Origin of the sequence: Streptomyces sp. NPDC021749 (genome assembly GCF_040640655.1) — a bacterium.
In the GTDB taxonomy this organism is placed as follows: Bacteria; Actinomycetota; Actinomycetes; order Streptomycetales; family Streptomycetaceae; genus Streptomyces.
On the sequence record NZ_JBFACE010000003.1, the window covers coordinates 269,530 to 283,496 of the forward strand.

A 13,967-nucleotide genomic window follows, 5' to 3' on the forward strand; every position below is an offset into this window, starting at 1 on the left:
GGTAGGCAGTGCTCCTGAAAACCTTTGGCTGGTCGTTCGCCATCACGGTGATCGGTCTCGCCTTGGCCGGCGTGCTCTGGGGGTGGCAGGGGCTCGCGATCGTCGGGATCCTGTCCGTTCTGGAGATCTCGGTCTCGTTCGACAACGCCGTCATCAACGCAGGCATCCTGCGCAAGATGAATGCCTTCTGGCAGAAGATCTTCCTCACCATCGGCATTCTCGTCGCGGTGTTCGGCATGCGCCTGGTCTTCCCGGTCGTGATCGTCGCGATCACCGCGAAACTGGGGCCCATCGAGGCGGTCAAGCTCGCCCTCAACGACAAGGCGCACTACCAGGAGCTGGTCACCAGCGCCCACCCGGCCATCGCGGCCTTCGGCGGGATGTTCCTGCTGATGATCTTCCTCGACTTCATCTTCGAGGAGCGCGACTACAAGTGGCTCTCCTGGATCGAGAAGCCGATGGCCAAGATGGGCAAGCTCGACATGCTCTCCGTCATCGTCGCGCTGGTCGCCCTGCTGGTGAGCGCGATGACGGTGGCGACGGACGTCGCGCACGGCGGCGGTGACAAGACCGCCACGGTCCTGCTGTCCGGTGTCGCGGGCCTGATCACGTACCTCGTCGTGGGCGGCATCTCGGGCTACTTCGAGGGCAAGCTGGAGGACGAGGAGGACGAGGACGGCGAGGAGGCCACCGCGGCCGCCGCGACGCCCGCGACGAAGGGGGCCGGCTCGGCGGTCGGCCTGGCGGGCAAGGCCGCGTTCTTCCTGTTCCTCTACCTCGAAGTCATCGACGCGTCCTTCTCCTTCGACGGCGTCATCGGCGCGTTCGCCATCACCAACGACATCTTCATGATGGCGCTGGGCCTGGGCATCGGCGCGATGTACATCCGCTCGCTGACGGTCTTCCTGGTCCGCAAGGGCACCCTGGAGGACTACGTCTACCTGGAGCACGGCGCGCACTACGCCATCGGCGCGCTCGCCGTCATCCTGCTCATCACGATCAAGTACGAGATCAGCGAGGTCGTCACCGGTCTGGTCGGTGTGGTGCTGATCGGCCTCTCGTTCGCCTCGTCGGTGATCCGCAACCGGCGCGAGGGCAAGCCGGGCGACACCTCCGGAGCAAAACCGGAAGTCGCGTCCGGCGTGTGACGCGGCGCTGATTGAGGAACGCTCTCTGCGGGGCGGCCCGGGGTACGGACCCCGGGCCGCCCCGCGGTAATTGGGGCCGAGGTATGGGGTGGGCAAGGTGTCGTTCCTGGGGAACCTGTGGCGCGGTGGCGCCCAGAAATTCGACTTCGACAGCGGCGGGGCGTCATACGTCGTCGAGCTGACGAAACGCAGTCCGGTCATCTCGCTGACCAAGCAGGGCGCGGCGGCCGGGCATCTGCGGGTCAATCTGCACTGGCAGATGCGGACCTCCGACTTCCACGAGCGGGGCGGACAGGGCAGGGGCGGGCTGCTGCGGCACCCCGGCAAGCTCTTCAAGCCGGAGATCGTCCAGGCGCAGGGCCCGGCCGTGGTCAACGTCGACCTGGACCTGGCCTGCCTGTACGAGCTAAAGGACGGCACCAAGGGCGTGGTGCAGCCGCTGGGGAACTTCCTCGGGGACCTCAACGGCCCGCCGTTCGTGCAGCTCAGCGGCGACGACCGGTTCGGTTCGGGGTCCGGCGAGACGCTGTACATCAACCTGGACCACCGCGACGAGATCAAGCGGCTGCTGATCTTCGTCTACATCTACGACGGCACGCCGGCGTTCGACCGCACGCACGCGGTCGTGACGCTCTATCCGAGCAGCGGGCCGCGGGTGGAGGTCAAGCTGGACGAGCGGGCGCCACAGGCCCGGTCCTGCGCGATCTTCACGCTGGAGAACACCAAGGGCGAGCTCACGGTGCGCCGCGAGGTCAAGTACGTCTACGGCTTCCAGGCGGAGCTCGACCGGCTGTACGGCTGGGGCCTCCAGTGGGGGCGCGGATATAAGTCCAAGGTCTGACCCGCACCGCACCGCACCGGCCCGGCCGGCCGCCGGCTAGCGGCGCTGGAACTGAGGGCCCTGCGGCGGCAGCACGAAGGACGGGTCCGGCGCGGGGTACTGCTGGGTCGGGTAGCCGTACGCCGGGGCCGGCTGCTGCTGCGGGTAGCCGTACGCGGGCGGTGGCGGCTGCTGCGGCGCGTACTGCGGGGGCGGGCCGGGGTAGCCGTAGCCGGGCTGGGCCGGGGGCTGGGTGGGCGGCGGCGGGACGTGCGGCGGGTAGCCGTAACCGCCCGTCGGTGCGGCCGTCGGCGGCTGGGGCGCGGCGCCCGCAGGCGGGAGCGGAGCGGCCGAGAAGGGTTCGGGCATCGCGTCCGCCACGTGCTGGGTGACGGCCTCCGGGTCCGACGCCGGGTAGGTCTGCGCGTCGGCCGCGGCTCCCGGGCCGGACGCCCCCTCGGGCCAGGTGCTGGGCGGCGGGGTGACGGCGCCGGTGCCGGCCGGTTCGCTGCGCGGGGGCGGGGCGACCGCCGTGGTGGCGTCCGAGGCGGGCGCGGCTGCTTCCGGTGCCGCTGCCGCGGGGGCCGTTGCCGCGCCCTCCGAGGGGGCGTCGCCACCGGCCCCGTCGTCGTTCTCCTCCACCGAGATGCCGAACTCGGTCGCCAGGCCCGTCAGGCCGCTCTCGTACCCCTGTCCCAGGGCGCGGAACTTCCAGGACTCGGCACGGCGGTACAACTCCCCGCAGATCAGGGCGGTCTCGTCGCCGGTCTCGGGTACCACGTCGAAGACCGCGATCGGCTCGCCGTCGCCCGCCGCCGCGTCGTACAGCAGCACACGCAGGTCGGCTACGCCCGCGAAGGCACCGCCGTCGGAGGATGCGGCCAGTACGACCCGTTCGATCGAGGGATCCAGTTGGGCCAGGTCCGCCTCGATGGTTTCGGCCAGACTTTCGTCGAGCGGGGCCTTGGGCAGATGCCGCACCAGACCGCTCGGGTGCCGCGGTTGGTTGTAGAAGACGAAGTCCTCATCGGAACGCACGCGCCCCTCGGGCCCCACCAGCAGCGCCGAGGCATCGACGTCGGGAACGTCGGCGCCGGGCGTCCAGCGCAGGACGGCCCGGACAGCCGTGGCGTCGAGGGGTACGTTCGACCCTTTCAACATCGCGTGCGTCATGCGGCAATCCTGCCTTCCCGGAGGTGGCAGGGACAACGCGGGGCCCGCGAGCCGGTGCGTCGGGCGTCTGTCCGGACACCCGGGCGCCTCATGAGGGTTACGTGATTTTCACGCACGCGGGAACCAACCCCACCCCCACAGACGTACGATTACCGGCTGGATCCAGACAGCGAGACGCAGCGGGGGGCCCGGGTCCCGCATGTATTCGGGGAGTTATATGCGGCATTTTGGGCATCTTCCGCCCGACATCCGGAAGACACTGTTCCACCAGGAGCCGGTGGAGTTCACCGCGGATTCCCCGGCCCGCACGCTTGCGGCCGCCCTCGGCGCCACCCTCTACAGCCCCGCCACCCGGCCGCGACTCGCCTCCGACGTGCTCAAACAGGCCGGGCGCGGCGTGACGTCCATGGTCCTGTGCCTGGAGGATTCCATAGGGGACGGGGACGTCGCGGCCGGCGAGGAGAACCTCGTACGGCAACTCGGACTGCTCGACGAGGCGGCCGAGACGGGCACGGACCTGCCGCTGCTGTTCATCCGGGTACGGACGGCCACGCAGATACCGGACCTGATCCGCCGTATCGGCCCGGCCGCGCAGCGACTGTCTGGATTTGTACTTCCGAAGTTCACCGAAGAACGTGGCGTGCCGTTCCTCGAAGCGCTGACCGCGGCCGAGTCCGACTGCGGCCGGCGGTTGTTCGCGATGCCGGTACTGGAATCCCCGGAGCTGCTCCACCTGGAGACCCGCCCCGAGACACTCCAGGGCATCGCCCGCACCGTCGACAAATACCGGGACCGCGTGCTCGCCCTCCGCCTGGGCGTCACGGACTTCTGCTCCGCCTACGGGCTGCGCAGGGCGCCCGACATGACGGCGTACGACGTCCAGATCGTGGCTTCCGTGATCGCCGACGTGGTGAACGTGCTGGGCCGGGCGGACGGCACCGGCTTCACCGTCACCGGGCCGGTCTGGGAGTACTTCCGGCTGCACGAGCGGATGTTCAAGCCCCAGCTGCGCCGCTCGCCGTTCCTCGGACGCGCCGAGGAACTGCGCACCGCGCTGATCGAGCACGACATGGACGGCCTGCTGCGCGAGATCGAACTCGACCGCGCCAACGGCCTGCAGGGCAAGACCTGCATCCACCCCTCGCACGTCGCGCCGGTGCACGCCCTCTCGGTGGTCAGCCACGAGGAGTTCAGCGACGCGGTCGACATCCTGCGGCCGGAACGCTGCGACGGCGGGGTCCTGCGCTCGGCCTACACGAACAAGATGAATGAGGTGAAGCCGCACCGCGCCTGGGCGGAGCGCACCTTGCTGCGGGCCGAGGCGTTCGGCGTCGCCCGGGAGGGCATCGGTTTCGTGGAACTGCTGACGGCGAGCCTGCCGCAGACCTGAGCACCAACACCTGGACACGACGAACGACATGAACGGCACGACGGAGGAGACGGAACGCGTGGTCTGGACGGGAGAATGGGTCGCCGGCCGGCTCGGCGTCTCGCTGAGCGGCGGGGACGAGCTGACCGGCCTGCTGGGACTCGCGCTGCGGCGCAACCCCAAGCGGGCCCACCTGCTCGTCTCGAACGTGCTCGGGAAGCACGTACCGCAGCGGCCGGACGTGGTGCACGGCGCGGGCGTGGGCCTAGGGCGCCGGGTGCGCGCGCTGCTCGGTGACGAGGCCGCCGCCCGCGCCGTCGTCCTGGGCTACGCCGAGACCGCCACCGGTCTCGGGCACTCCGTCGCCGACGGGCTGGGGCTCGCGCCGTATCTGCACTCCACCCGCCGGCCGGTCGAAGGGGTGGCCCACCAGGCGGGGTTCGAGGAGGAGCACAGCCACGCCACCTCGCACCTGCTGCTCCCCGAGGACCGGGAACTCCTCGCGGGGGACGGGCCGCTGGTGCTCGTCGACGACGAGTTCTCCACCGGCCGCACCGTCCTGAACACCATCAGCGCGCTGCACGCCCGCTTCCCGCGCGCCCACTACGTCGTCGTCGCCCTGGTCGACATGCGCTCCGACGCGGACCGCGGCCGGCTGGAGGACTTCGCCGCGGAACTGGGCGCCCGGGTCGACCTCGTGACGCTCGCCGCGGGGGGCGTATGCCTGCCCGAGGACGTGCTGGCCCGCGGGCAGGCGCTGGTCGCGGAACACGAGGCCCGCACGCCGGTGGAACCGACGACTCCGGAAGGCCCGCCCGGACCCGAGGACGGAGCCCGCGCGGACGTCGTACGCATCGACCTCGGCTGGCCCGCCGGGCTGCCGGACGGCGGGCGGCACGGCTTCACCCCGGCGCACCGCGCCCGCCTGGAGGCGGCACTCCCGGGCATGGCGGCCCGCCTCGCGCCCCATCTGGACGGCGCCCGCCGCATCCTCGTCCTCGGCAACGAGGAGCTGATGTACGCGCCGCTGCGGCTGGCCGGGGCCCTCGACTCCCACCTCGGCGCGGGCGCGGAGGTGCACTTCTCGACCACCACCCGCTCGCCCGTCCTCCCCGTGGACGACCCCGGCTACGCGATACGCACCCGGCTGTCCTTCCCCGCCCACGACCGGCCGGCCGACGGCCCGGGCGAGCGGTACGCCTACAACGTCGCCGCAGGCAGCGACCCGGACCGCCGCTTCGACGCCGTCGTCGCCGTGGTGGACTCGCACGGCGACCGCCCCGAACTACAGGCCCCCGGAGGCCTGCTGGACCGGCTCGCCGGCCACACCGACCGGCTGCTGCTCGCCGTCGTCCCCTCGTACACCCCGCAACCCCAGGCCGCCCCCATGCCCCTCCCCGAGCCGCTGCGCGGCCCCGCCTTCTCCTCCTACGACGCCGACGAGGTCGGCTGGCTGCTGCAGGACCTGTCCGACGTCACCCTGGAAGCGCCCACCGAGGAACGCGAGGAGGCGATCCAGCGCGGTGGCGCCCACTACGCCGAGTCGCTGCCGGTCGAGTACCAGCCGAGCGAGCGCTACCAGGCGCTGTTCCACAGTGCGCTGCAGGGCTCCGCGCGCCGGATCGCGCGCGCCGTCGGCACGGTCACCGAGACCGTGCTCGCCGAGCGCAGCCCCCGCCCCGTACTGGTGTCCCTGGCGCGGGCGGGCACTCCCGTCGGCGTGCTGATGCGCCGCTGGGCCCGGCACGCCCACGGCCTCGACCTGCCGCACTACGCCGTCTCCATCGTCCGCGGCCGGGGCATCGACACCACCGCACTGCGCTGGCTGGCCGCCCACCACGACCCGGCGGACGTCGTCTTCGTCGACGGCTGGACGGGGAAGGGCGCCATCACCCGCGAACTCGCCCAGGCCCTGGCCGACTTCCCCGGATTCGACCCGCGGATCGCCGTGCTCGCCGACCCCGGCGGCTGCGTCGAGACCTACGGCACCCGCGACGACTTCCTCATCCCGTCCGCCTGCCTCAACTCCACCGTCTCCGGCCTGATATCGCGCACGGTCCTGCGCGACGACCTGGTCGGCCCGGACGACTTCCACGGCGCCAAGTTCTACCGCGAACTGGCCGGCGCCGATGTCTCGCGGGCGTTCCTGGACACGGTCAGCGCCTGCTTCGACGAGGTCGCCGAGGACGTCGCCGCGGAGGTGAAGGAGCTGGCCGGCGCCGATCGGACCCCCACCTGGGAGGGCTGGGCGGCCGTCGAGCGGATCAGTGCGGAGTACGGCATCGACGACGTCAACCTCGTCAAGCCCGGCGTCGGCGAGACCACGCGCGTGCTGCTGCGCCGGGTCCCCTGGAAGATCCTGGCCCGACGCGGCGCCGGAACCGACCTCGACCATGTCCGTCTCCTGGCGGAACAGCGCGGCGTGCCCGTCGAAGAGGTCGACGAACTCCCCTACAGCTGCGTCGGGTTGATCCACCCGCGCTTCACCCGCGGCGCCACCGGTGCCGACGGCAAGGCGGTGGTCTCGGCATGAGCACGGTCGTCGCCAGCGATCTCGACCGCACGCTGATCTACTCGGCCCCGGCCCTCGGCCTCGACATGCCGGACGCCGAGGCTCCACGGCTGCTGTGCGTCGAGGTCTACCAGGGCAAACCGCTCTCCTACATGACCGAGACGGCCGCCGGGCTGCTCGCCGAACTCGCCGCCGGCACCACCTTCGTCCCGACCACCACCCGCACCCGCGAGCAGTACGGCCGCATCCATCTCCCCGGCCCGCCGCCGGAGTTCGCGATCTGCGCCAACGGCGGCCATCTGCTCGTCCGGGGCGAGTCCGACCCGGACTGGCGGCGCACCGTCGCGGAGCGGCTCGCCGCGCAGTGCGCGCCCCTGGCCGAGATCCGGGAACACCTGGTCCGCACCGCCGATCCGGCCTGGCTGCTCAAGGAGCGGGTCGCCGAGGACCTCTTCGCCTACCTCGTCGTCGAGCGGGCGCTGCTGCCCGACACCTGGGTCAAGGAACTCGCCCGCTGGGCGGGGGAGCGCGGCTGGACCGTCTCCCTGCAGGGCCGCAAGATCTACGCGGTGCCCCGGCCGCTGACCAAGAGCGCGGCCGTGGCGGAGGTGGCCCGTCGCACCGGGGCGTCCCAGGTGCTCGCCGCCGGTGACTCCCTGCTCGACGCGGACCTGCTGCTGGCCGCGGACCGCGGCTGGCGGCCGGGCCACGGCGAACTGGCCGATTCCGGCTGGCAGGCCGGCCACGTGAGCGCGCTCGACGCCCGGGGCGCCGCCGCGGGCGAGGAGATCGTCCGGGCTTTCCTGGGGGCTGTGGAAAACCGCTGGGCGGCCCCGGACCTCGGCTAGTCTCGCGAGGGCGGCCGGCCGCACTTCCGGTGATCGGCCGACACCCGATCTCGATCTGGAGGAGAGCCCGTGGCCGAGTCCAAGAGCACGCCGATCACGGCGGAGATGTACGACTACGTCCTCGCCCACAACCCGCAGTTGAACCCCGCACAGCGCGAGATCGTGGAGCTCACCCACCAGAAGTTCCCCGACGCCGCGGCGATGCAGTCGGCCGAGGAGCAGGGCGCCCTGCTGGCGTTCCTGGTGCGGCTGATCGGTGCCCGCCAGGTGGTCGAGGTCGGCACCTTCACCGGCTTCTCGGCGCTGTCCATGGCCCAGGCGCTGCCCGCGGACGGCACGCTGATCGCCTGCGACATCTCGGAGGAGTGGACGGCCTACGGCCAGGAGGCATGGGCCCGCGCCGGCGTCGCGGACCGCATCGACCTGCGCATCGCGCCCGCCCTGGAGACGCTCCGGGCGATGCCGTCCGAACCGCATATCGACCTGGCGTACCTGGACGCCGACAAGGGCGGCTACATCGCCTACTGGGAGGAGCTGGTACCGCGGATGCGGCCCGGCGGCCTGATCGTCGCGGACAACGTCCTCTACAAAGGCGAGGTCGTCAACCCGGCGGCCACCGGATCGGCGCTGGCGATCCGGGCGTTCAACGACCATGTGCAGGCGGACGCCCGGATGGAGGCGGTGATGCTCACCGTGGCGGACGGGGTGACGCTGGCCCGCAAGCGGTAACAGGCACGAGCGGGCGGACAGACCGCGCAACCGGTCGGCGGGCACGAGCGGCGGGCAGCCGCCGGCCGCCCGCCGACGGCAGGACGCGGGCCCGCGGTGGGGCGGGCCGTGGCGGGTCAGCCGCAGCAGCCGCCTCCGCAGCAGCCGCCGCCCCCGCCGCTCGGCGCGCTCCGGGCCGGGGCGGCCGCCGAGCCGCCGACGGCGACCGTGGAGAGCAGCTTCACGGTGTCCTCGTGGCCTTCCGGGCAGACGGCCGGGGCGGAGGACTCGGCCATCGGCCGGTTCAGCTCGAAGGTGCTGCCGCAGGGGCGGCACCGGTATTCGTAACGAGGCATGGCCACAGATTAACCGCGGCGCCGGTCAGCGCACGACGGTCCCGGGCGGCGCGCCCAGCAGGCCCAGCTCCGCACGGGTCGGCGCGCCCTCCCAGTCGCCGTGCGAGGCCACCGCGAACGCCCCGGTGGTCACGGCCCGCTCCAGGCGTCCCGCGGGCCCCTCGCCGTCCAGCAGCGCCGAGAGGTACCCCGCCACGAACGCGTCCCCGGCACCCACGGCGTCCACGGCGCGGACCGGTGTGGCGGGCCGGTGGAGGGGCTCGTCACCGGTGAAGACCGCGGCCCCGTCCGCGCCCAGTTTCGCCACCACCTCGGCGACGCCCAGCTCCAGCAGCGGCTCTGCCTGCGCGGCGAGCGCGGCGATCCGGCCGGCACCGGACCCGTCTGCCCCGCCCGCCCCCTCGGGCAGACAGAGCGGGAGCTCGTCGTCCGAGGCGATCAGCACGTCCACGCGCGGCATCCACTGCCGGAGCACGGCGGCAGCGTCCTCGGCGGACCACAGGCGGGCGCGGAAGTTCACATCGAGACAGATCAACGCGCCGTCCCGGCGGGCCAGTTCGAGGGCGTGCCGGGACGCCGCGAGGGCCGTGGGGCCGAGGGCCGGGGTGATGCCCGTCAGATGGAGGATCCGGGGCGTGGCGGCGTCGAAGGCGGCCTCGATCGCGTGCGCGGTGAGCCGGCAGCCGGCCGAACCCGTGCGGTAGTAGTGCACCCGGGTGACGTCGGGCAGGCGTGGCTCGAACATCAGCAGCCCGGTCGGCGCGCCGGGGTCCACGGTGGCGCCGGACACCTCGACGCCCTCGGCCCGCAGCGTACGGAGCACCAACTGCCCGGCCTCGTCGTCGCCGACCGCGCCCGCCCAGCTCACGGCGTGCCCGAGCCGGGCCAGACCGATGGCCACGTTGCTCTCCGCCCCCGCGACGGAGACCTGCATCGTGCCGCCGAGCCTCAGCGGGCCGCTGCCGCGTAGGGCGACCATGGTCTCGCCGAAGGTGAGGACGTCGGGCCGGCCGGGCCGGGCCGGGAGAAGCGGCCGCTCGCCCTGCTCCTCCTCGGCCTCCGGCCCCGGGCCCCCGGCTTCCGCATCCGTCCCCGTTCCCGTCCCCGCCCCTCTTTTCACCGGTGCCTCTCCCGCCACTGGGGGCTCTCCCGTCGCCGGTGCCTCTCCCGCCACGGGGGCCTCTCCCGTTGTCGGTGCCTCTCCCGTCGCCGGGCCCTCTCCCACCACGGGGGCCTCTCCCGTCGCCGGGCGCTCCCCCATCACCGGGCGCAAACCGGCTCCCGTGATCGGGCCCTCTCCCGTCATCGGGCGCAACCCGCCTCCCGTCACCGGATGCAGACCGCCTCCCGCCACTGGACGCAAACCGCCTCCCGTCGCCGGGCGCAAACCGCCTCCCGTCATCGGGCGCAAACTGCCTCCCGTCACCGGGCGCACACCGTCCGGAACTCCGCCGCGCGCTTGCGCAGCTCATCCAGATCGCCGCCGTCCGCCGCATCCCCGACCAGTGGCGAGCCCACCCCCACGGCCACCGCCCCGGCGTCGAAGTACGCCTGCGCGGTCGCCGCGTCCACCCCGCCCACCGGCACGAACGGCAGCTCGGGGAAGGGCGCGCGGAGCGCCTGCAAATACGCCGGGCCGCCCGCCGACGCCGGGAACAGCTTCAGCGCCGAGACGCCCAGCGCCTCCGCCGCGATCACCTCGGACGGCGTCAGCACCCCGGCGAGCGTCGGCAGCCCCTGCCGCACCGACTCCTCCAGCCCCGCCCCCAGCCCGGGCGTGACGATGAGGTTCGCACCCGCCTCCGCGGCGCGCCGGGCGTCGCTGCCGGTCAGGACGGTGCCGGCGCCGATCCAGGCGGCGTCGCCGAGCTCGGCGCGGGCCCGCCGGATGACGCCCAGCGCGTCCTTCCCGCTGAGCGAGATCTCGACCAGCGGCAGCCCCGCCTCCGCGAGGGTCATGACCGTACGGAAGGACGCCTCCGCGTCACTGCCCCGGATGATGGCGACCAGCCGCTCGGCGCGGAGCGCTGTGCTGAAGTCCATGGCGTTTCCTACTTTCTCCCGTTCCCGCCCGGCAGATGCCAAGCGGGTGGGTCGTCCGGTCGCGCGGGTGCTGCCTCCGACTCCGATTATTCCGGTCCGGACTGACAGGCGCGTCGGACAATACGGCGCCGGTCGGGTCACCATTCAGCTCACCGGTCGGGTCACTACTCAGCTCACTGTTCGGGTCACTACTCAGCTCACTGTTCGGGTCACTATTCAGCTCACTGTTCGGGTCTCCGTCCAGCTCACCGTTCGGGTCTCCGTTCAGCTCACCGTTCGGGTCTCCGTTCAGCTCACCGTTCGGTTCACCATTCGGCGAACGACCCGTCCTCGTGGCGCCGCACCGGATTCCGCCAGGCGTGCCCGCGCGCGTCGGCGGCCCGTACGGCGGCCTCGTCGACCTCCACGCCGAGGCCGGAACGCTCGGTCCGCAGCAGTGAGCCGCCGTGGAAGCGGAACGGCTCCGGGTCCACGACGTAGTCGAGCAGCTCGGCGTCCTGGTGGTAGTGGATGCCGAGGGACTGCTCCTGGATGAGGAAGTTCGGGGTGGTGAACGCGACTTGGAGGCCAGGGCGGCCAGGGCGGCCAGGGCGACCGGGGCGAGCGGGCAGATCCGCGCCGGCTCCTGCCCCAGGAGGTACTCGGCCAGCACCTCCACGGCCGCCCGCACCGGCTCCGCCCGCCCCTCGACCACCGGCTCACCCCAGCCCACCAGCCAACGGTGGCATCTGCCCCCTCCCGAGGGGGCCGTAACGGCACCGGGGCGGAGCTGCGCAGTCGCGCAGGGGAAAGGCAGCGGAGGGGAGGGAGGGGATGGAGGGCGAGAGGGGAGGGAGGGGAGGAGGGCCCAACAGCGGCAGGGAGATGAGCAGCAGCGGCACGGGCGAGCAACAGCGGTGCCTAGGGATGCTCGCGCGCGGACTTGTCGAGCAGCTCCAGCATCGCCATGTACGCGCCATCCACGTCCCGGTCCCGCACCGCGTCCCGGACCGTGGCGTGCACCGCGTGCGGGTGCTCGATGGCGCCGTCGGCACCGAGCACCGCCCGGGCGCGCTGGACCAGCACCGGCACGATCACCCGGTGCAGCTGCGCATAGAACCGGTTGTTCGACGCGATCAGCAGCGCCGTGTGGAAGTCCGCGTCCGCGCGTACCAGCAGCTCGGGGTCGTCGTCGGTCACGGCCATGGTGCTGAGCGCCGTGTCCAGGGCGGCCAGGTCGTCGTCGGTACGGCGCTCCGCGGCGAGTGCGGCCGCGGCCGGCTCGATGGAACGCCGCAGTTCAAGCACGTCAGCGAAGAAGTCGGACGACACGCCGGCCGCGAGCTTCCAGCGCAGTACGTCCGTGTCCAGCAGGTTCCACTCCGCCCGGGGAAGCACGAACGTCCCGCGCTGCTGATCGGTGCCGAGAAGTCCCTTGGTGGTCAGCACCTTCACCGTTTCCCGCAGTACGGTCTGGCTGACGTCCAGCTCCGCCATCAACTCCGGCATGACGAGGGGTTCGCCCTCCTCGTAGGTGCCCTTGAGGATCCGCTGGGCGAGCGCTTCGATCGCCGCGTGCTGCACACTGCTCCCCGCGGCGGGGGCGGGCTGCCCCGACCGGCTCATGCTGCCACTCCTTGCTTCCGTTCCCCGTGCCCGTTCCCCGTTCTCCGGCCCCAGGCCTCCGTTCCCCGCTCTCCGGCCCCAGGCTCCGGATCCCGGTCCCCGACCCCGGCCTCCGGCCCCGTTCTCCGGTCTCCGGCCTCCGGACCTCGGACTGATGCATGCGACGTCACGTCAGGGCGTGCCGAACCCCGATCCCTCCTCGGCACGCCCTGACGCCTCCGCGCGACGCCGGCTCACGGTCGGCTCACGGTCGGTTCATGGCTTGTCGCCGCCGGAGCCGCTCGCGCCGCCCGCCCCTCTGGACTCACTCGTTTCGCTTGACCGGCTCTGGCTTGATGCCCCTGGTTCGGTGCCGCTGGTGCTGCTGCTGCCGCCGCCGCTGCTGCCACTACTGTCAATGCTTCCGGCAGGGCCGTGCGCTCCCGTAGTACTGCGGCGGATGCCACTCCCGCTGGTCCCGGGACCGAACGAACCGCGCCCCGCGTGCGACGCGCCCTGGATCTTGACGACCATCGCCTGCCGTCCGGCCGTCATACCGGGTACGGGACGCCACTCGCCGCGGTCGAAACGCTCCGCTTCCTCCGGGTGTCGGGCGCGCCAGTACGGGTTGTCGGACGGGAGGCCGCCGCTGACCCGTCCGTACATGCCGAAGACCATCAGCATCAGGCCCACCACGAAGCTGAACAGAACGTTCTGGATCTTGAAGGCGAGGAAGTTCGCGTCGGTCTGCAACAGCGCCAGGTTCACGAACCCGCTGAGGAGGAAGAGGATGCCGAAGGTGAGGTTGAGGTTCGAGGCGACGTTCCCGCCGATCACCATGCCGACGAAGAGGATCGCACCGACGACGATCGAGAGCACGCTCAGGGCGCCGTTGGTCTGCAGCCCGGCCACGGTGTCGCCGCCGGTGCCGAAGAAGCCGATGTTGTGGGTCAGTCCGAGGACGCCGAAGGCGACCAGTACCAGTCCCATCAGCCCGGCGCCGATGCGGTAGACCGTGCTCAGCCCGTGGTCAACGGGCAGATGCTCATCGAGCCGTGGGCGTCGCTTTGCCCGGTGGAACCGCCCCCCGGGCAGAGCCTGGCCAGGAGCCCCAGTAGCCATGTCCGGCCTCCTTTGCACAGAGGTGCCGCCTGGGCCGTACTCAACTCAATCTCCAGGATCCGCCCACCCGCCACTTCACGCCATCGCTCCGGGGAGGACCCGCCCCGTGACGTCACCGCGGGGAGGGCACTACGGGCCCGGCGGTGCACGGCGTGCTGTGCCGCGTGGGCGCCGCGAAATGGAAACGGGGCTGCGCACGGCTCGTGCAACAGGCCCGCGTACGGGCCGTGCGAGAGGGCGGCGTACGGACCGTGCGAGAGGGCGGCGTACCGGCCGCGCAACAG

12 protein-coding genes and 1 pseudogene are annotated in these 13,967 nt (G+C 72.3%); 6 read left to right on the forward strand and 7 right to left on the reverse strand.

Annotation, left to right across the window (positions count from 1 at the left end):
* Positions 1-8 precede the first annotated feature (8 nt).
* A complete protein-coding gene (locus tag AB0G35_RS04860; protein WP_360943691.1) occupies positions 9-1,148 on the forward strand; it encodes a DUF475 domain-containing protein in 1,140 nt (379 codons plus the stop codon).
* 97 nt (positions 1,149-1,245) lie between these two features.
* Entirely contained in the window at positions 1,246-1,989 is a 744-nt protein-coding gene (locus AB0G35_RS04865) for a Tellurium resistance (protein ID WP_351529310.1), read from the forward strand.
* A gap of 36 nt (positions 1,990-2,025) precedes the next feature.
* Here AB0G35_RS04865 and AB0G35_RS04870 read toward each other — a convergent pair whose 3' ends face one another.
* Positions 2,026-3,141: a TerD family protein gene (locus AB0G35_RS04870; protein WP_360943695.1), complete on the reverse strand. Its 1,116-nt coding sequence runs from the start codon at positions 3,139-3,141 to the stop codon at positions 2,026-2,028.
* 217 nt (positions 3,142-3,358) lie between these two features.
* Here AB0G35_RS04870 and AB0G35_RS04875 point away from each other — a divergent pair, with 217 nt between their 5' ends.
* The 4 genes from AB0G35_RS04875 (at position 3,359) to AB0G35_RS04890 (ending at position 8,599) form a co-directional block, all read left to right on the forward strand.
* The gene (locus tag AB0G35_RS04875; RefSeq protein ID WP_360943698.1) at positions 3,359-4,531 is read left to right on the forward strand and encodes an HpcH/HpaI aldolase/citrate lyase family protein; all 1,173 of its coding nucleotides are present in this window, start codon (positions 3,359-3,361) and stop codon (positions 4,529-4,531) included.
* A 28-nt stretch (positions 4,532-4,559) separates the two neighbouring features.
* Entirely contained in the window at positions 4,560-7,043 is a 2,484-nt protein-coding gene (locus AB0G35_RS04880) for a phosphoribosyltransferase (protein WP_360943701.1), read from the forward strand.
* Positions 7,040-7,870, forward strand: a complete 831-nt coding sequence (locus tag AB0G35_RS04885) for an HAD family hydrolase (RefSeq protein WP_360943704.1) — start codon at positions 7,040-7,042, stop codon at positions 7,868-7,870. The genes AB0G35_RS04880 and AB0G35_RS04885 overlap by 4 nt, the downstream gene beginning before the upstream one ends.
* A 105-nt stretch (positions 7,871-7,975) precedes the next feature.
* Positions 7,976-8,599 (forward strand): class I SAM-dependent methyltransferase, encoded by a 624-nt coding sequence (locus AB0G35_RS04890; RefSeq protein WP_360943840.1) that lies wholly within the window; start codon positions 7,976-7,978, stop codon positions 8,597-8,599.
* Between the two features lie 116 nt (positions 8,600-8,715).
* On the opposite strand, the gene AB0G35_RS04895 is transcribed toward AB0G35_RS04890, so the two are convergent.
* From AB0G35_RS04895 to AB0G35_RS04920, 6 genes and pseudogenes are all read right to left on the reverse strand, one after another.
* On the reverse strand, positions 8,716-8,934 hold the full coding sequence (locus AB0G35_RS04895; protein WP_030806040.1) for a zinc ribbon domain-containing protein: 219 nt from the start codon (positions 8,932-8,934) through the stop codon (positions 8,716-8,718).
* Between the two features lie 25 nt (positions 8,935-8,959).
* A complete protein-coding gene (locus AB0G35_RS04900) occupies positions 8,960-10,054 on the reverse strand; it encodes a sugar kinase (RefSeq protein ID WP_360943707.1) in 1,095 nt (364 codons plus the stop codon).
* 302 nt (positions 10,055-10,356) lie between these two features.
* On the reverse strand, positions 10,357-10,977 hold the full coding sequence (locus AB0G35_RS04905) for a bifunctional 4-hydroxy-2-oxoglutarate aldolase/2-dehydro-3-deoxy-phosphogluconate aldolase (RefSeq protein ID WP_360943710.1): 621 nt from the start codon (positions 10,975-10,977) through the stop codon (positions 10,357-10,359).
* A 305-nt stretch (positions 10,978-11,282) separates the two neighbouring features.
* A pseudogene (locus AB0G35_RS04910) lies at positions 11,283-11,587 on the reverse strand (enolase C-terminal domain-like protein); the annotation flags it as partial.
* Between the two features lie 290 nt (positions 11,588-11,877).
* Positions 11,878-12,582 carry a FadR/GntR family transcriptional regulator gene (locus AB0G35_RS04915; protein WP_360943713.1) on the reverse strand — a complete coding sequence of 235 codons (705 nt, stop codon included), beginning with the start codon at positions 12,580-12,582 and terminating at the stop codon, positions 11,878-11,880.
* Positions 12,583-12,837: 255 nt separating this feature from the next.
* Positions 12,838-13,683: a DUF4383 domain-containing protein gene (locus tag AB0G35_RS04920; protein WP_360943716.1), complete on the reverse strand. Its 846-nt coding sequence runs from the start codon at positions 13,681-13,683 to the stop codon at positions 12,838-12,840.
* Between the last annotated feature and the right edge of the window lie 284 nt (positions 13,684-13,967).

Excerpts from the sequence above, each read along its gene's own strand:
- AB0G35_RS04915 (WP_360943713.1), bottom strand. The coding sequence starts at position 12,582 with ATGAGCCGGTCGGGGCAGCCCGCCCCCGCCGCGGGGAGCAGTGTGCAG.
- AB0G35_RS04890 (WP_360943840.1), top strand. The coding sequence starts at position 7,976 with ATGTACGACTACGTCCTCGCCCACAACCCGCAGTTGAACCCCGCACAG.
- AB0G35_RS04885 (WP_360943704.1), top strand. The coding sequence starts at position 7,040 with ATGAGCACGGTCGTCGCCAGCGATCTCGACCGCACGCTGATCTACTCG.
- AB0G35_RS04870 (WP_360943695.1), bottom strand. The coding sequence starts at position 3,141 with ATGACGCACGCGATGTTGAAAGGGTCGAACGTACCCCTCGACGCCACG.
- AB0G35_RS04920 (WP_360943716.1), bottom strand. The coding sequence starts at position 13,683 with ATGGCTACTGGGGCTCCTGGCCAGGCTCTGCCCGGGGGGCGGTTCCAC.
- AB0G35_RS04895 (WP_030806040.1), bottom strand. The coding sequence starts at position 8,934 with ATGCCTCGTTACGAATACCGGTGCCGCCCCTGCGGCAGCACCTTCGAG.
- AB0G35_RS04905 (WP_360943710.1), bottom strand. The coding sequence starts at position 10,977 with ATGGACTTCAGCACAGCGCTCCGCGCCGAGCGGCTGGTCGCCATCATC.
- AB0G35_RS04875 (WP_360943698.1), top strand. The coding sequence starts at position 3,359 with ATGCGGCATTTTGGGCATCTTCCGCCCGACATCCGGAAGACACTGTTC.
- AB0G35_RS04880 (WP_360943701.1), top strand. The coding sequence starts at position 4,560 with ATGAACGGCACGACGGAGGAGACGGAACGCGTGGTCTGGACGGGAGAA.